Origin of the sequence: Arthrobacter sp. BB-1 (genome assembly GCF_006151685.1) — a bacterium.
In the GTDB taxonomy this organism is placed as follows: domain Bacteria; phylum Actinomycetota; class Actinomycetes; order Actinomycetales; family Micrococcaceae; genus Arthrobacter.
This window is the reverse complement of record NZ_VDEV01000017.1, coordinates 14,145-29,706: the sequence shown is the minus strand read 5'-3', so window position 1 is coordinate 29,706 and position 15,562 is coordinate 14,145. Positions and strand designations below refer to the sequence as shown.

The 15,562-nt window shown below is 68.0% G+C and carries 15 protein-coding genes; 4 read left to right on the top strand and 11 right to left on the bottom strand.

Annotation, left to right across the window (positions count from 1 at the left end; genetic code table 11):
- Positions 1-31 precede the first annotated feature (31 nt).
- The 3 genes from hrpB to FHJ30_RS09605 form a co-directional block, all read right to left on the bottom strand.
- Positions 32-2,668 carry an ATP-dependent helicase HrpB gene (gene hrpB, locus FHJ30_RS09615; protein WP_139029076.1) on the bottom strand — a complete coding sequence of 879 codons (2,637 nt, stop codon included), beginning with the start codon at positions 2,666-2,668 and terminating at the stop codon, positions 32-34.
- Between the two features lie 84 nt (positions 2,669-2,752).
- Entirely contained in the window at positions 2,753-3,250 is a 498-nt protein-coding gene (locus tag FHJ30_RS09610; RefSeq protein ID WP_139029075.1) for a hypothetical protein, read from the bottom strand.
- Positions 3,251-3,317: 67 nt separating this feature from the next.
- Positions 3,318-3,677: a hypothetical protein gene (locus FHJ30_RS09605; protein WP_139029074.1), complete on the bottom strand. Its 360-nt coding sequence runs from the start codon at positions 3,675-3,677 to the stop codon at positions 3,318-3,320.
- A 344-nt stretch (positions 3,678-4,021) separates the two neighbouring features.
- Between FHJ30_RS09605 and FHJ30_RS09595 the strand changes: the two genes are divergently transcribed.
- On the top strand, positions 4,022-4,435 hold the full coding sequence (locus FHJ30_RS09595; protein ID WP_139029072.1) for a CBS domain-containing protein: 414 nt from the start codon (positions 4,022-4,024) through the stop codon (positions 4,433-4,435).
- A gap of 117 nt (positions 4,436-4,552) precedes the next feature.
- Here the strand turns inward: FHJ30_RS09595 and FHJ30_RS09590 are convergent, their stop codons facing one another.
- From FHJ30_RS09590 to FHJ30_RS09575, 4 genes are all read right to left on the bottom strand, one after another.
- Positions 4,553-5,491, bottom strand: a complete 939-nt coding sequence (locus FHJ30_RS09590; RefSeq protein ID WP_139029071.1) for a 5'-3' exonuclease — start codon at positions 5,489-5,491, stop codon at positions 4,553-4,555.
- Between the two features lie 45 nt (positions 5,492-5,536).
- Entirely contained in the window at positions 5,537-7,543 is a 2,007-nt protein-coding gene (locus tag FHJ30_RS09585) for a VWA domain-containing protein (protein ID WP_139029070.1), read from the bottom strand.
- Positions 7,544-7,550: 7 nt separating this feature from the next.
- Positions 7,551-8,939 (bottom strand): sigma 54-interacting transcriptional regulator, encoded by a 1,389-nt coding sequence (locus FHJ30_RS09580; RefSeq protein WP_139029069.1) that lies wholly within the window; start codon positions 8,937-8,939, stop codon positions 7,551-7,553.
- A gap of 145 nt (positions 8,940-9,084) precedes the next feature.
- On the bottom strand, positions 9,085-10,083 hold the full coding sequence (locus FHJ30_RS09575) for a hypothetical protein (protein WP_240793658.1): 999 nt from the start codon (positions 10,081-10,083) through the stop codon (positions 9,085-9,087).
- Positions 10,084-10,149: 66 nt separating this feature from the next.
- On the opposite strand from FHJ30_RS09575, the gene FHJ30_RS09570 reads away from it, so the two are divergent.
- Positions 10,150-10,914: a glycosyltransferase family A protein gene (locus FHJ30_RS09570; RefSeq protein WP_240793657.1), complete on the top strand. Its 765-nt coding sequence runs from the start codon at positions 10,150-10,152 to the stop codon at positions 10,912-10,914.
- Between the two features lie 21 nt (positions 10,915-10,935).
- On the opposite strand, the gene FHJ30_RS09565 is transcribed toward FHJ30_RS09570, so the two are convergent.
- From FHJ30_RS09565 to FHJ30_RS09550, 4 genes are all read right to left on the bottom strand, one after another.
- Positions 10,936-11,883, bottom strand: a complete 948-nt coding sequence (locus tag FHJ30_RS09565; protein WP_139029068.1) for an alpha/beta fold hydrolase — start codon at positions 11,881-11,883, stop codon at positions 10,936-10,938.
- A 29-nt stretch (positions 11,884-11,912) separates the two neighbouring features.
- Complete coding sequence (locus FHJ30_RS09560; protein WP_306669378.1) at positions 11,913-12,965, bottom strand: alpha/beta hydrolase; 1,053 nt, start codon at positions 12,963-12,965, stop codon at positions 11,913-11,915.
- Between the two features lie 72 nt (positions 12,966-13,037).
- Positions 13,038-13,697: a cyclodeaminase/cyclohydrolase family protein gene (locus FHJ30_RS09555; RefSeq protein WP_139029067.1), complete on the bottom strand. Its 660-nt coding sequence runs from the start codon at positions 13,695-13,697 to the stop codon at positions 13,038-13,040.
- Between the two features lie 49 nt (positions 13,698-13,746).
- Positions 13,747-14,367 (bottom strand): dihydrofolate reductase family protein, encoded by a 621-nt coding sequence (locus FHJ30_RS09550; RefSeq protein ID WP_139029066.1) that lies wholly within the window; start codon positions 14,365-14,367, stop codon positions 13,747-13,749.
- A gap of 167 nt (positions 14,368-14,534) precedes the next feature.
- Here FHJ30_RS09550 and FHJ30_RS09545 point away from each other — a divergent pair, with 167 nt between their 5' ends.
- A complete protein-coding gene (locus FHJ30_RS09545) occupies positions 14,535-14,936 on the top strand; it encodes a RidA family protein (RefSeq protein ID WP_139029065.1) in 402 nt (133 codons plus the stop codon).
- A 28-nt stretch (positions 14,937-14,964) separates the two neighbouring features.
- On the top strand, positions 14,965-15,561 hold the full coding sequence (locus tag FHJ30_RS09540; protein ID WP_139029064.1) for a dihydrofolate reductase family protein: 597 nt from the start codon (positions 14,965-14,967) through the stop codon (positions 15,559-15,561).
- The last annotated feature ends 1 nt before the right edge of the window (position 15,562 follow it).

Here is a 15,562-nt window from a genome sequence, read left to right as displayed (position 1 = left end):
CAAAGCCATGGGAGGCGAACGCGGTGGGCAGCTACTTCCGCGGCTTGGTCCGTGCGGTGGCCGGCGCGGTCCAAGGATCTTCCGGCCAGGGATGCTTGGGATAGCGGCCCCTCATCTCGGCGCGCACCTGGGCGTATGGTCCGGACCAGAAGGATGTCAGGTCGTCGGTGACGGCAAGGGGCCGCCGGGCCGGGGACAACAGGTGGAACAGGACCGGCACCCGGCCATGGACCAGGCGGGGAGTCTCTGCCAGCCCAAAGCATTCCTGGAGTTTGACGGCAACCACCGGACGCTCCGTCCCCGATGAGGGTTCCGGATACCCGATCGGCACCCTGGAGCCGCTGGGTACGGCCAGCCATTCCGGTGCGAGCTCGTCCATCCGGGCCGCCTCTGGCCAGGGAAGCAGCCGCCGGAGAGGCTCGGTGAGGTCCACGCTGTCGGCGTCCGCACCCCCTGCCAGCGCCTCAAGCTCTGGTCCGAGCCAGTCCTGCAGCCGGGCAAGGAGCCCTGCCTCGGAGACGTCCGACCAGGGCCTGCCCAGCTCGCGGTGCAGGAAGGCGAGCCGGCAGCGCAAGGCGGCTGCCGGCGTCGACCATTTGAGGACCGCAAGGCCTTCCTTTTGAAGCACTGCTGCCACCGCCGCCCTGCCCTCCGCGGGCGAGGGACGGACGGGGGTGGACGCGAGACTGATGGCGCCCAATCGCCGCACCTTGCGGGCGGTGACGCGGCCCTGCGTGAACGTCGCCTCGACGGCTTCGGCCAGAAGGTGGAACGCGGCGGCCTCGGCAAGGCCCGCGGAGAGCGGAGCCGCGGCGCGGATGACGGCCCCGGTGCCGGCTGAGTCCCTGCCTTCGGCCCGGAACACCTCCGCAACGGCCAGCCATTCGTGCCCGGCCAGGCTGCTGCCGGCCGGCAGCCCTGCCCGGGTCCCGGATGACAGCAGGTAGCGCTCCGGCCCGTCGCCGGGAACCCTCCGTGCCACCCTGTCGGGAAAAGCGAGGGCGACGACGGCGCCCACCACTTCAGTGCCGCCAGTGAGGGCAGGAAGGGCGGGAGCCTCGGACAGCGGGCCTGCGTGCTCAGCCAGAGCCTGGAGGCGACGGCTTTCCTCTGCCCAGCGCCGCCCGGCCGGTCCGCTGTCAGCGCGCAGTTGGGACATGAGCCGCACCAGGTCTGCGCCCGGCGCACGGGCGTCACCTGCCACCGCGGCCACCACCTCGGCCGCCGCCCTGTAACCGGCGGCCGCCGCGCCGTCGAGCAGGGCACGGCCCAGCCGCGGATCTGCGGGAATGCCGGAAAGCGTCCTGCCCGCGGCGGTGGCCTGGCCATTGCCGGACACGGCCCCGAGTTCCTGCAGGACTTCCATCGCATCATCCATGGCCTGCTCCGGCGGCGCATCAGGCAACGGGAGGCCCTTCCCCCACGGGGAGCCCCAGCACGCCATCAACAGGGCCGGACCCGTCAGGTCCGCCACATTGATTTCCGGGGTCACGTGCGCCGGGGCTGCGCCAAAGGCCTGCTGGCTGTAGCAGCGCACAACGGTGCCGGGCCCCTGGCGGGCGGCCCGCCCGGCACGCTGGTCCGCCGAGGCGCGGGAACACGAGACCGTGACCAGCCCGTTCATCCCCCGGCCGGCGTCACGCCGCGGCTCACGGGCAAGCCCCGAATCAACCACCAGCCGGACGCCGGGGACGGTCAGCGAGGACTCGGCAAGGTCTGTGGAGACAATGATCCTGGGATTGTCGCCGGGCTGGCGGCCGGACACCGCGCGGTCCTGTTCGGCTGCCCCTGCCTGGCCGTGGAGTTCCAGCACGTCAATCCCGTGGCCCAGCAGGCTGCGGAGGCGTGCCGCCGCCTGGGAAACTTCCCTGGCTCCGGGGAGGAAGACGAGGGCATCGGTGGCGGCGTTTGCTGCCAGCGCACCCCGGTGTGCTTCGGCGGCCGTCCCTGCCATGAATTCAAGGAACGCGGGGGTCACTCCCCTGCCGTCCAGCCGCGACACGGGTGCCGGCCGCCACTTGATGTCCAGGGAATGGAGCACGGAGGGGCAGTCGATGACCGGGGCCGGCCCGCCGCCGTCGTGGTCTCCCAGGAGGGCAGCAAACCTGGGAGCGTCGAGGGTTGCGGACATTGCGACGACGGCCAGGTCCCCGCGCAGCTGGCGGACTTCAGCGAGCATGCCGAAGAGCAGATCGGTTTCCAGCCCCCGTTCGTGGACCTCGTCCAGGACCACCGCGCGTGCCCTGGGAAGGTCCGGAGCGGCCAGCAGGCGGCGCAGCAGGATGCCGGGGGTGACGAACTCGATCAGGGTTTCAGGTCCTGCCTGGCGTTCCCCGCGGACGGTGTAGCCTACCCGGCTGCCCAACCGGCTGCCGTCCAGGGCGGCAAGCCGGCGGGCTGCGGCCCGGGCCGCGACGCGGCGCGGCTGCGTGACCACCACCCGGCCCGGCCCGGTGGTGCCGGCCGACAGGTGGTTTGCGAGGAGTGGCGGAACCAGGGTGGTCTTGCCTGTTCCGGGCGGTGCCTGCACTACTGCAGTCCCTCCCGTGCAGTCCAGGGCGTCAGCCAAGGCCGCGAGTGAGTCAGCGAAGGGAAGTCCGGCACCGATGGCCGCGAGGTTGAAGGCGATGCCGGCTGGCGGCGCCTTCCGGCCGCTCGGAGAAGTCATCCCTCCATTTTGCCCGGAAGTCCGAAGTGGCCGGGACAATGCTGAAGTCCGACGTGGCCGGGACAATGCTGCAGGACACTGGAATCAGGGCTTGCCAGCACCCTTGCCCTTGCCTTTGGCTTCCTTGGCAGCGTCCGGAAGTTCAGGCCCCTGGGATGCAGGTTCCGGAGCCGGGATGACGGCGGTCGTTTCCGGTTGGGGCTGTACGGGCTGCGGCTGGGTGGCTGCGGCCTCCGTGGTGGGGGGTTCTGCTGCGGCAGCCGCTGCCCTGGCTGCGGCAGCGGCCTGGGCTTCGATGGTGCGGGTGATGTCCGCCCGGACCGCTGACAATGCAGCTTCGATGCCGCGATACCGGGACACTGAAACCATGCCCCCGCCGGCGGCAGCGTCCAGGTCCTGTTCGAGCGCATCCAAGGCGGCGAGGGCGCCGTCCAGCCGGTTCTCTGCGGCGGCCTGGGTCACGTTGAGCACGCGGATCTGGAAGCCTTGGAGGGTGGCCGGGTCCGAGTCAGGACCGCGGAAAGCCGGGGAACCGAGGAAGGCTCCCGCTGCCACGGCGGCGGCTGCGAGAACTGTGGCCAATCCGGCCCAAACGCTCCGCCGCCGGAGTCCCGGGAGTCCCCCCTCCGCAGGCTGCGGCTCTGTAACCTCAGGCGGCATGCCTGCCCCGCAGAGGCATGACGGCGGCCGGCCGGGGACGCAGGACCGTCACGGCAGTGGATTCGATGGCTGTTGCAGGTATCGCCTCTGGTACTGGCCGTGCCGCCGCGACTGCCGGTTCCGGAAGGGCTGCAAGGGATACTTGGGTTGCCTGGGGGGCTTTCCTGAGGACCCGGCGCGCGGCCACGCGAAGTACTGCGGCGAGCAGCTGGCCAAGTCCGACGCCCAGGAGCACGTGACCGGCGAGGTACTGGCCACCATGGCCTGCAGCTCCGAAAGGCGCAATGACCGCCAGCGCGGCTCCAGCAGCGGCCACCAGGGACCAGATGGCACCAATAACTGCACTCATGTGTTCGACCTGCTCCCACTTATCTGATTAATCAGCAAGCTTACTAGTAATGGTCAGCAAGCTTACTACCCCACTGGGGCGGCGCAAGCGGGAGGCGCCGGAAAGGGGGTGGCTTTAGGGGGTGCCGTGGGGGCAATCGGGAGTTCGCCGCTCTGGACACGAATAATCAGTAGGCTTAGCATTTTTCTATCAGATCACCCTTCGGAGGGGCCGCCCGGCGGCCTCCCCAGATCCGGCAGCGGGCTTGCCACGGCACAGCGAAACAGAGCACAACACGACAGAGCACAAGCTCAACTCAGCACAGCACAGCACAGCACAGCACAGCACAGACGAAGGAGACGATCATGGCAACGGCACGGGAAATCATGACCGGGGGCGCTGAATGCATCGGGGAGAAGGAGACCCTGGAAGCAGCTGCGCGCAAGATGAAGGAACTCGACGTCGGATCCCTTCCGATCTGCGGAGAGGACAACCGCCTGAAGGGCATGCTGACTGACCGTGACATCGTGGTTAAGTGCCTGGCCGAAGGTGGGGATCCCCGCACTGCCACGGCCGGAGAATTCGGCGAAGGCAAACCCGTGACGATCGGTGCGGACGATTCCATTGAGGAAGCGATCCGGACAATGCAGGACCACCAGGTCCGTCGGCTTCCGGTCATTGACGGGCATAACCTGGTGGGCGTCCTCAGCCAGGCGGACATTGCCCGGAATTATCCGGAGGACCGGGTGGGCGAACTCGTTGCATTCATTTCGTACTGATCCGCCACCAGGGAAACCACGCGGAAGGCTGCCGCTTCGCCGTAGGGCGTTGCGGCAGCCTTTCCTTGTGCCATGGAGTCAGCCGGTCGCAGCCAACATGGACGTAGCGGAGCTCCCCTACTGCCGCCGGTCGAGCGCCGCGAAAAGCCGCCGTACCGAGCCGCCCAGGTTCCACTCGGTGGCGAGCCGCTCAAGCTCGGCGCGCGGTTCCCCCGCAACGGGACTTAGCTTGGCACCCGCCTCCTCGGGGCTGGGCAGGTCCAGGTCGCGCACAAGCCTGACGACGGCGGGGGCCACCGAGAGGTAGCCGGCAGCGGCGGCCAACTTGGCCCGCACCGGTGCAGACACGCCGCTGCCGGAGTCCCCGGCCGCCTCAAGCAGCCGTTCCAGGGTGCCGTGCTTGAGCAGCAGCGACGCCGCGGTCTTCTCACCGATTCCCGCGACGCCGGGCAGCCCGTCCGAGGCGTCGCCGCGCAGTGTGGCGTAGTCGGCGTACTGCTGGGGCAGCACCCGGTACTTGGCCACCACCACTTCTTCGGTGATGACTTCGAGGTTCTTCATGCCGCGTGCGGTGTAGATCACGCGGACCTGCCGTTCGTTGTCGCACACCTGGAAAAGGTCGCGGTCGCCGGTCACTACATCAACGGGAAGGTCCGTGTGGCTCGCGTAGGTTCCCACAACGTCGTCGGCCTCATGCTCGGCCGCACCTACGATGGCGATGCCGGCGAGCTCAAGCGCCCGGCGGATCATCGGAAGCTGTGCCTCCAGCGCATCCGGAACCACTTCGACGTCCGGTGCACCGGCGACTGCCTCCGCCACCCGGTGGGCCTTATAGCTGGGGAGAAGGTCAACCCGCCACTGCGGACGCCAGTCATCGTCCCAGCAGGCGATAAGGTGCGTTGCCTGGTAGTCGGTGGTGAGCCGCGCAATCATGTCCAGCAAGCCACGAACGGCGTTGACCGGTGTGCCGTCCGCGCGGCGGATCGTGTCCGGCAGTCCGTAAAAGGCGCGGAAATACAGCGAGGCAGTGTCCAGCAGCATCAAACGGTCAGGCATACTCCGATCCTCACATGGATCGCCCCTCCCCGGCGCAACCTCCGGCTATGAGGCCCAGTCGAAGTCGCCGAACGCGCGCCCGCGGAAGTGTGCGCGCAGGTACTCCCCCACTACCGCGGCTCCGAGGTCCCCGGCCTCGGGTGCCACAACCCGCCCGCCCACCCGGCGCACCATGCGCTGGACGAAGCGTTCCAGGCTGGGGTCGTTGCCCAGCCGGAAGAACGTGGCCTGGGTGCCTGCCCGGCCCAGCCGCTCCAGTTCCGCCACCGTCACCCGGATGGTTTCGGGGTCCGTGGGCCAGCAGAACCAGGGTTCGCCTTCCGCGAGCAGATGGGCGGTGGGCTCGCCGTCGGTCACCACCAGGAGGACGGGCTGCATGGACGGGTGCTTGCGGAAGAAACGTCCAGCCAGCAGCAATCCGTGATGCAGGTTTGTTCCCTGCTCGCGGCGGGGCGGCATTGCCGTGAGCTCGCCGATGTCCGTGGCCTGGGCATAGCGGCCGAACGTGATCAGCTCCAGCCGGTCACCGCGGAAGCGTGTGGAGACAAGGTGGTGCAGCGCCAGGGCCGTGCGCTTCATCGGCACCCACCGCCCTTCGGCGGCCATCGAGAATGAAACGTCCACCAGAAGGACGACGGCGGCTTGGGTGCGGGCCTCGGTCTCGCTCACTTCGATGTCCGCTGGGGTGAGGCGGAGTCCGGTACCCGGCGTCCCGCCGTCGGCCGCGGTACGGCTGATCGCGTTGGTCAGCGTGCGGGTGACGTCCCATGGCTCGGCGTCCCCAAACTCCCATTGGCGGCTGGATCCGGTCTGCTCGCCGGCGGCTCCCGCCACGCGGGTGTCCCGGCGTCCCTGCCGGCCGGACAGCTGCCGGGCCGTGTCCCGCAGCAGGGACTTGCCGAGCCGCCGCATGGCCTGCGGCGAGAGCCGGAGGTCCCCGTCCGCGCCCCGCCGCAGGTATCCGCCGTCCTGCATGGCCCGCTCGATCTCGGCCAGGGTGCGGGCGGTAACCGCTGCGGTCTGCCCAAGCTGGCGGGCCAGGGCATCCAGGTCCAGGTCGCCGAGGGTTGACCCGTTGTAGGACTGGGAAAGCTGCTCGGCCAGTTCATCGAGTTCCGCGATGTCCTGCAGGACGCCGGTGCCGTCGCCAAGGCCCAGGCCTTCCTGCCCCTCAAACCGCTCCGAGCCGCTCCAGTCCTCTCCGGGACGCAGGGCCCGCAGGCTGTCGTCGAGCTGGCTGAGCTGGGCCATCAGTTCCGGCGATCCGAAGGCTTGCGCTGAAAGCCGCATCAGCTCGTCCCGCTGCTCGGGCGACATGGACTGCAGGAGCCGCTGGGCCGCAGCCGCACGTTTGGCCAGCGCGTCAACCAGCTCCTCAACGGACTGCGGGTTTTCCGGGAAGTGGTGGCCGTGCCGCGCCATGAACTCCTGGAAGTCAGCCTCCGTGTCCTGTCCGCGCCGGTGTTTGTCCAGCAGCCCGTTCAGGTCCCGGAGCATGCCGCTGACGGCTGCCCGGTCCTCCTCCGTGGCGTTTTCAAGCGCCTGCTTCATGCCCGCGAACCGCTGGTCCAGGGCCTCCCGGCCCAACAGGTCCTTGATCCGCCCGTACGCTTCCCTTGCGGCGCCTGACTGCCAGTCATAGGAAGCGAGTTCGTTGACCGCGGCCGCGGTGGAAGCGGGCAGGTTCTGCAGCTGCATCTCCCGGAACGCACGGTCCGCGTTGTCCATCATCGCGTCCCGGGCGAGCTGCTTGCGTTCCTCCAGCACGGCCGTATCCAGGAGCTTCCTGACCTCGCTGAGGGTGCCGTCCAGCCGGTGGCGGCCGAGCAGTTCGCTGCGGCGTTGCTGGACGCGCCGTGCGAGGTCATCCAGGCCTTCCCTGCTCCGGCCGCCGCGCCGGAGGAACTCCTGCAGGGCGTGGCGGGGCGAGTAGCCTGCCATCACGTCCTCGGCGACGGCGTCCAGCGCCTCCGCCAGGTCAACGGGCGGGGCGAGGGGGTCGGGTCCGCCGGTGTACCGGCCGTACCTGGCGGAGTGGTTGTGGATGCCCATAGCTCTTCTAGCCGTAGACCGTTTCTTCGTCGTCGGACTCCTTGGAGATCCGGCGGGCGAGGTAGAGGCCTTCCAGGGCGAGTTCGATCGCGGCGGCGCGCTGGCCCTCGTTCGTTGCGCCGAGGCGGGTGCCGATTTCGTCGTATAGGCCCGACCCGTTCAGGGCCGGAAGGTTCTCGAGGAATTCCTGCGCGGTGACGTGCTCTCCTGTGGTGACTGTGGTGTGCCCGTCAAGTGCAGCCACGAGCGGGCCAAGATCAAGGCCCTGGTAGTGGGCGCGCACGGCCTCGGCTGTGGCTGTGCGCAAGAGGTGGTCGAGGACGGCTTGTTCGCGGCCTTCCTCACCCGATTCGAACTCGATCTTGCCGGTCAGGACTTCCACCGCTGTCCCCAGGTCCACTATCCGTGCCACGGCCTCGGCCTCGCCACGGACACTGGCCCGGCGGAGCGCTGCGGCGGCCACTGTCTCGGCACCTGCGATGGCGAACCGGGCTGACACCCCGGAGGTCTGGTTGATGGCCGGGGACTGCCGCAGCGCACGGGTGTAGCGGGCCAGGATCTCAAGGATGACCGGCGGAACGTTGGCCACCAGCTGGCCCTCCTGCCGGATCACGGCCACTTCATCGTCGAGCTCTATGGGGTAGTGCGTCCGGATCTCGGCACCGAAGCGGTCCTTCAACGGCGTGATGATCCTGCCCCGGTTGGTGTAGTCCTCCGGGTTGGCGGACGCCACCACCAGCACGTCCAGCGGCAGGCGGAGCACGTAGCCCCGGATCTGGATGTCGCGCTCCTCCATAACGTTGAGCATGGACACCTGGATCCGTTCGGCAAGGTCCGGCAGCTCATTGATGGCGATGATGCCGCGGTTGGACCGCGGAACCAGGCCGTAGTGGATGGTTTCCGGATCCCCGAGGCGGCGGCCCTCGGCCACGCGCATCGGGTCCACGTCGCCAATCAGGTCAGCGACGGAAGTGTCCGGCGTGGCCAGCTTCTCCACGTACCGCTCAGACCGGTGGCGCCATGCCACCCGCAGCCGGTCACCCTCGGTGAGGGCGAGGGCGCGGTAGTGCTCGGTGATGGGCTCGAACGGGTGTTCGTTCAGTTCCGAGCCCTCGATGACAGGCGACCATTCATCCAGCAGCCCCGCCAGGGTGCGGAGGAGGCGCGTCTTGCCCTGTCCGCGCTCGCCGAGCAGGACAACGTCGTGGCCGGCGATCAGGGCCCGCTCAAGCTGGGGAATGACGGTGCGGCTGAAGCCGTACAACCCCGGCCACGGATCCCTGCCGGCCGCGAGCGCGGCGAGGAGGTTGCCTCGGATTTCCTGGCGGAGGTCCTTGTGGGCGTGGCCGGCGGCGCGCAGCTCACCAACAGTGAAAATATCGGGACGATCAGTCACCCCTCCACGGTAGCCCCCTCCCATGCCGTGAATCGAGTGATTCCTTGCATTTCCGCCGGGGCTGCACTCCATCCCCGGCGGGCCCGGGCGGCGGGCTGCGCCTGCGCCGGGAAGGCGTCCTGCCGGTGGACCGGACGGGGATGCGCTACCCGTGGCCGCTGGATTGAGGCGCCGTTGCCCCCGGCACCCCACTGCCCTCCCACCAGCGGAGCACGCGGAGGCAGCGAAAGGTGGTGATACGGCTGGCGCCGGGAGGCTCCAGCGTGAACCACTGCCTGCCGGGGTACGGCGGTGGGCGCTTCCACCGGCCGTCCGCGTTTCTTGCTCCGCGGACCCTTTCCACGGCGTCGGCGAGCCGGGGATCAGGTGCTGCTCCGGCCGCCCGGAAGTACTCCAGCCCCCGGAGGATATCGAAATGCCACTGCGGCGGAAACGGGAAGCGGGTGAAGCTTTCGTTGGCGATCACGCCGGTCCTGTGGGAACGGTAGAGGTTATGGGCAAGGAAGAACTCCTCTCCCCCACTGGAAGCGTCCTGCACGTCAACTGCACCGCCGGAGCTCCGGTAGGCCAGCAGCGCCTCGAGCACGCTGATGGTGGTATGGAAAGACCCATGGAGCGACCCTGTCCGCCTGGACTGGCAGTTCCACCCGCCGTCGGGCAGCTGTTCTGCGAGCAGCCAGGACACGGCCGCATCCAGCCGGGGCTCCCCGTAACGGAAGCAGGAGCCCAGGAGGACGAGCATGCCTGCCACGCACGTGTCCGGCGGTCCGTGCCACAGGCTTGGTCCGCCGCCGAAGTAGGTTGCGCCGTCCCACAGGCACTGGCAGCCGCGGACCGCCTGGGGGTTGTCCCCGGGAAGGCCCAACCGGTGAAGAAGGAGGAGCGTGTACGTGGTGGAAGTCCACTTGGGCAAGTAAAGTCCCTGGGCCCAGGTGCCGCCGTCGTCCTGTTCGCCCAGCAGCCTGGCGCCCCAGCCCTCGTTCGCGATGCGCCGGCGTTCAGCGGAAACGTCCGCTGCGGGGGCGCCCGCCAGGTCCTGCAGCACCTGCCACCGGACAGCCGGGTCGCCCTCGAGCAGCCATGGGATCAGTCCAGGGCGCGTCTTGCTGCCGGCTGGTGGCAGGCTGCCTTTCCGGGTACCCACAGCAGGCTCTTCCTCTCCGGGATTACTGCCACCAGAATAGGGCCAAAGGGTGTGGAGGAGTCAGCAGTGGGCGCAGGACGTTCAGGTGGTGGTGTGGCTGTCTCGGTGGTGATCCCGACCCGCAACGATGCAAGGATGCTGGAGGCGTGCCTGGAACTGCTGTCCAGGCAAACCAGGCCCGCGGACGAAATCATCGTGGTGGACAATGCCAGTACTGACAACACCGCCGGCATCTGCAGCGCTGCCGGCGTCCGGCGCATCCCCGTGGATGTGCCGGGCATTCCGGCCACGGCCGCTGCCGGTTTCGACGCTGCCACCGGAGACATCATTGCCCGGCTGGATACGGACTCCAGGCCGCCGGCCGACTGGCTTGAACGCATTGAGGCCGAACTGGCCGCGGCAGACCATCTGTCCCTTGTCACCGGTCCCGGGGAATTCTATGGCGCGGGCCGCTGGGTCCGGTGGGCCGGGAAGCATGTGTTCCTGGCCGGCTACTTCAGGGCCGTCGGATTCCTCCTGGGCCATCCGCCCGTGTACGGCTCGAACTTCGCGCTGCGCCGGGACGTCTGGCAGGAAATCGGCGGCCACGTGGTCCGGACCAACGCCGATGTTCACGACGACCTTGATATCTCCTACCATCTTCGCCCCGCCATGACTGTCATCTATGACCGCACCCTCACGGTCGGCGTCTCGTCGCGCCCGCTTACCAGCTGGGCGTCCTTCCGCCGCCACATGGACATGTCCCTGACGACTTTCCGGGTTGAGTTCAAGGAGGAACCGCCGCTCCGGCGCCGGCTGGACCGCCTGCGGGCGGAGCGCCTGCAGGCATAGTCCGACGACGGCGGGCAGTTATCAGGCCGGGCCGTCGTCCTTGGCGTACAAGGCAAGAAGGTCGCGTGCGAATTGATGCGGCGACGTCTCGGATGGACTGTGCCCGCCGCGGTAGACAGCGATCCGTGCCCCGATGGCCTGCGCAAACAGCCGGTGAAGCTGCAACGGCCATAGATCATGCTCGCCCACGGCAACGAACTTCGGGAGCGCCGCGTCTGCCAGGAGGCCGCGGAGGTCGGGGACGTTCTTCATTAGCACGTAGATGTCCCGGACGGAGGCCCGGCGGGTGAAGCGGAAACGGTAGTTGACGAACCGCTGCCGGCTCCTGGGCACCCGGACGAAGCTTCGGCGGATGCCCCAGATGAGCACTGCTGCCCCGATCCGGCCATTCGCCCAGCTGCTGAAACGGCCAATCCGGCTCACGCCGCGGAAACTCTGCCCGGGCTCCGGCGGGCAACTCAGGAGGGTGAGTGAAAGGAACGCTTCCGGCCGCACCGAGAAGGCTATTTGCACGACGATTGCGGCAAACGAGTAGCCCACCACGTGTGCTGGTTTTCCTGCGGATTCCAGGACCGCAAGGAAGTCGTCGACGAAAAGTCCATAGTCGTAGTGCCGCCGTGGAGGCACCAGGTTTTCCGGCCCTGCCCACGCCGATTCGTACTGGCCCGCCATGTCGTAGCTGAGCACAAAGTATCCTGCATCAGCCAGGTCCGGCATCATCAGCGAAAAATCCTCTTTGGAGCCGGTGGCACCCGGAACCAGGATAATCCAGGGGTCGGCGGGGTTGCCCATGACCCATGCCGCAAGGTGCCCGCTCGGGGCCTGGATCCGCATGGCCCGCGAACCCGGCGGCGGGCTGGCCCAGTCAATGTTTCCCAGCCCGGCATCCAGCAAGGCGGCTGCGTCAACGCGGGCGGAGCCGAAATCCTCGGGGCTCACCCCCAACGGTGCCTGATCCTTGGCTCCCATGCTCCAAAGATAACGCCGACGGCTGCCTTTTAGAGAGGGGCGTGCATGCGGGGGTGCTGGGCGACTTTCCCGACGAAGGCATGCAGCCTGCGGTACACCTCCTGGGATTCCGCGAAACGGTAGTCCTGCTGCCAGGTGTGCTCAGTGTTGGCGTTGGACCATTGGTAGATCAGGGAGTCCACCGGAACGCCGTGTTCCTCAAGCCTGGCGATGAAGTTGACGTTGGCCTCATAAAAGAAATCACGTTCCGAGGTAGTGACAAATACTGGTGGGAACCGGCCGTCCAGCCACTCAATCGGCGACATGAAGCCGGCCGCTGCCCTCAGCCGTTCAACAGCTTTGCGCGTTGCGAAGGGGCTTCGGATCCTGCTTCGCCCGGGGCCAACCGGCGGCAGCAGCATCCGGACGAAGTTCAGGCTCATGACGAAGCCGCTCTTGAAGAACACCGAAAAATCAACCACGCTGCAGTGCTGCACAAGCCCCTTCAAGCGGTGTCCCGGCAACGCGGGGTGGAGGGAATAATGGGCGGCGAGCTCGGGCCGCAGCGTTGCAGCCGTGAGCAAAGCTGCGATCTGCCCGCCGGCGGAGTCGCCGCCCAGGACCACGCGTTCGGGATCACCCCCGAAGTGCCCAATATTGCTGTCCACCCACCCCAGCGCGGCATTGGCGTCATGGAGCACATGGCCCATATGGAACCGGGGTGACCTGCGGTAGTTGACGTTCACCACCACCATTCCGCCGGCCGCCTGGTTTGCGCAGTACTTGGTGAGGGCCGACTTGTCCCCGGATGTCCATCCTCCGCCGTGGAAATAGACGTACACGGGCAGGACCTCACCGTGGCCGGCCTCGGTGTTCCGGGGTGTGATGACGTCAAGCTGATGCTCGCTGGCATCATCGTCCAGGTAGCTGATGTCTTGGTGGTAGTAGACGTGGGTGAGCGGGTCCCGGTTGAACCTGGCGCGCTCGCTGGAGCTCACGCTCATCATCAGAAGCCGCCAGGTCCACACGGGTACGCGGCGCAGTAGTTTCCGCGCCCGCTGTGCGAGCGCGAAGGCGTTCCGTGAATGGACCGATCCGGTCATCCCTCAATGGTAGGGCCAGCCGATCAAACCTGCAGAAGCGGAATGGGCTCCCTGGCCGGTGCTTAGGGCAGTTCAGCCGTTGTCGGTAGGTGCGGCACGGTGATCCACCGCGGCCGTCAGCTGGTCGATGCGTTCAAGCGCCGACGTGAACTGCTGGACAGCCGCCCAAAGTGCCGGATGCTGTTTCCGGACCTGGTCCAGCGTGGCACCGGCAGACCTGAGGGTGGCGAGGTCGAAACTGACATTCGTGCGTGCCCCCGCCACCGCTGCCCTCAGGGCACCGAATCCGACGACGACATCGGCTATGAGGGCCGGGTTCCCATGGGCAGCAAGCCAGCCAAGGTCATCAATGGCAGCAACAGCCCGCTCACCCAGCACGGCAGAGGCTTTGGCCGCATCAACGGAGGCTTGGTGTATCGCCCGGTCCCGTTCCGGGCCCCTTTCGAGCCGGAAGGCGGCGCCGAACGCTTCGGAGGCGGCAGCATCGTCGTCGGCCAGCTTAAGGGCGGCCTCCCGCAGCGCGCCTGCACGCGCGTGGAGGGCGGCGAGGTCCGCCCGCTGGTGCTCTTCCGGTTCGGTATAGCCCGCAACCATTGAGGCCAGTGACGCCGCCATGGCCAGCATCACCCCCGTCCCGGCCCCTCCCCCGGGCGAGCCCTTTGATTCCGCCAGCGCGCGGGTCCATTCCTCGACGGTGGAGCCCTGGGTGGTCACAGCGGCCGAATCAGTCATGCCACCAAGTGTGCCCTGTCCCCGGCCCGTACGTCGCCGCCGTCGTCATCTACTGCGGCGGCCCGTTCAGCACCGTGGGAATGTATTCGAGCAGCTGCAGCCTTCCGTCGAACGTCCGGCTGTCCACCAGCTGCAGGGCGACGTCGGGATAGCCGTCATAGATCCGCTCCCGTCCGGTCCTCCCGGTGATCACAGGGAAAACCACCAGCCGGAACCTGTCCACCAGGCCTGCTGCCAGCAGCGACCGGCACAGGCGCAGGCTGCCAAGGGTGCTCAGGGACCGGGTGCCGGTCCGCTTCATCTCCGCCACTTCCGCGACGGCGTCGCCGTTGACCAGCTCCGAGTTCGGCCAGTGCAGCGGCCCTTGGAGCGTGGAGGAGAAGACGACCTTCGGCACTGCGGCAAGGCCCGTGAGGCTGGCCCCCTCTTCATCGGAAAACGCCGAGCCGCCGGCTGCGGCCTCGGACATGCCGGACATGAGCCGGTAGGTGTTGGCACCGAGGAGGTACGTACGGTCTTTCGTTCCCTCCTGGTCCAGCCAGGCCAGGTATTCCGGCCCCTCCAGGCCCCACCAGCCGGGCCAGCCTTCCGCGGAGGCATACCCGTCAAGGGAGATGATGAAGTCAACCAGCAGCTCTGCTGATGGCGCCTCCGTGGTTGCCTCGCCCATGGCCGTCTCCTTTATGGCAGGTGCCGGCCATGCTATCCCCGCAGCGATCGGGCGTTCAAGGCCCCGGGCCAACCTAGGCGATGCGGCCTGTGCGGCCAGGGCGGACGTCCGGGCATCTACACCCGGGCGTACTCCCCCTCCGCAGGCTGGCATGAGATCATGTGCGGATGGAACGCATCCAGCGGATCCGCCCCGAAGGGCTCGTCTCCAGCCCGGCCTTCAGCCACGTCGCCATTGTTCCGTCCGGCGCCACCACCATTTATGTTGGCGGCCAGAACGCGGTCAATGCCGATGGGACGCTCGTTGGCGAGGGGGACGTGGCGCTGCAGGCTTTCCATGCCTTGGAGAACGCCAAGATTGCCCTGGCCGCAGCCGGCGCAACGGTGGGCGACGTCGTGGCGTGGACTGTGCTCTTCGTGGACGGCGTCGATCTTGCGGCAGCCTACGGAGCAATCGCGCCGGAACTCGCGTCGGAGGAGCCCGCCCTGGTGACCGGCGCCCGTGTGGCCGGGCTGGGCGTGCCCGGCGCGTTGATCGAGATCAGTGCAGTTGCCGCCGTCCTTCGATGACCCACCCCCAACCGTCCCTAAGGAAGCCATGAGCAGCGTCACGTGCGATCTGACCGTATCCCTCGACGGATTCCTCGCCGGCCCGAACCAGACCCCGGAGAACCCGTTGGGCGAGGGTGGTGAGGACCTGCACCGGTGGCAGTTCGAAGAAGCAGAGGCCAACGCCGACGCGCTCAAGGGCATCCTCTCTGCTGGTGCCTACATCATGGGCCGCAACATGTTCGCCGGTCCCGGGGCGGGGCCGTGGGATGAGGACTGGCGTGGCTGGTGGGGCGAGGAACCGCCCTACCACGCTCCCGTCTTTGTCCTCACGCACCATCCGCGGGCACCCCTGGAGATGGAGGGTGGCACCACCTTCAATTTCGTCAGTGAAGGCATCGAATCGGCGCTGGCACAGGCGCGCGAGGCTGCGGGCGGCAAGGACGTCGCCGTTGCCGGCGGCGCCAAGACGGCCCGCCAATACCTTTCGGCCGGGCTGATCGATGAGTTGCGGCTGCACATCGCGCCGCTGACCCTGGGCGGGGGCGAGCGGCTCCTGGACGGCGTCGGGAACCTGAAGCTGGAACCGACGGAAGTGCGGGGAACGCGCCTGGTCACGCATGTGCGCTACCGCATGATCCGGTAGG

Bases quoted from the DNA above. Each gene is read 5' to 3' on its own strand.
- FHJ30_RS09605 (WP_139029074.1), bottom strand. From the start codon at position 3,677: ATGAGTGCAGTTATTGGTGCCATCTGGTCCCTGGTGGCCGCTGCTGGA.
- FHJ30_RS09560 (WP_306669378.1), bottom strand. From the start codon at position 12,965: ATGACCGGATCGGTCCATTCACGGAACGCCTTCGCGCTCGCACAGCGG.
- hrpB (WP_139029076.1), bottom strand. From the start codon at position 2,668: ATGACTTCTCCGAGCGGCCGGAAGGCGCCGCCAGCCGGCATCGCCTTC.
- FHJ30_RS09555 (WP_139029067.1), bottom strand. From the start codon at position 13,697: ATGACTGATTCGGCCGCTGTGACCACCCAGGGCTCCACCGTCGAGGAA.
- FHJ30_RS09545 (WP_139029065.1), top strand. From the start codon at position 14,535: ATGGAACGCATCCAGCGGATCCGCCCCGAAGGGCTCGTCTCCAGCCCG.
- FHJ30_RS09540 (WP_139029064.1), top strand. From the start codon at position 14,965: ATGAGCAGCGTCACGTGCGATCTGACCGTATCCCTCGACGGATTCCTC.
- FHJ30_RS09595 (WP_139029072.1), top strand. From the start codon at position 4,022: ATGGCAACGGCACGGGAAATCATGACCGGGGGCGCTGAATGCATCGGG.
- FHJ30_RS09590 (WP_139029071.1), bottom strand. From the start codon at position 5,491: ATGCCTGACCGTTTGATGCTGCTGGACACTGCCTCGCTGTATTTCCGC.
- FHJ30_RS09565 (WP_139029068.1), bottom strand. From the start codon at position 11,883: ATGGGAGCCAAGGATCAGGCACCGTTGGGGGTGAGCCCCGAGGATTTC.
- FHJ30_RS09550 (WP_139029066.1), bottom strand. From the start codon at position 14,367: ATGGGCGAGGCAACCACGGAGGCGCCATCAGCAGAGCTGCTGGTTGAC.
- FHJ30_RS09585 (WP_139029070.1), bottom strand. From the start codon at position 7,543: ATGGGCATCCACAACCACTCCGCCAGGTACGGCCGGTACACCGGCGGA.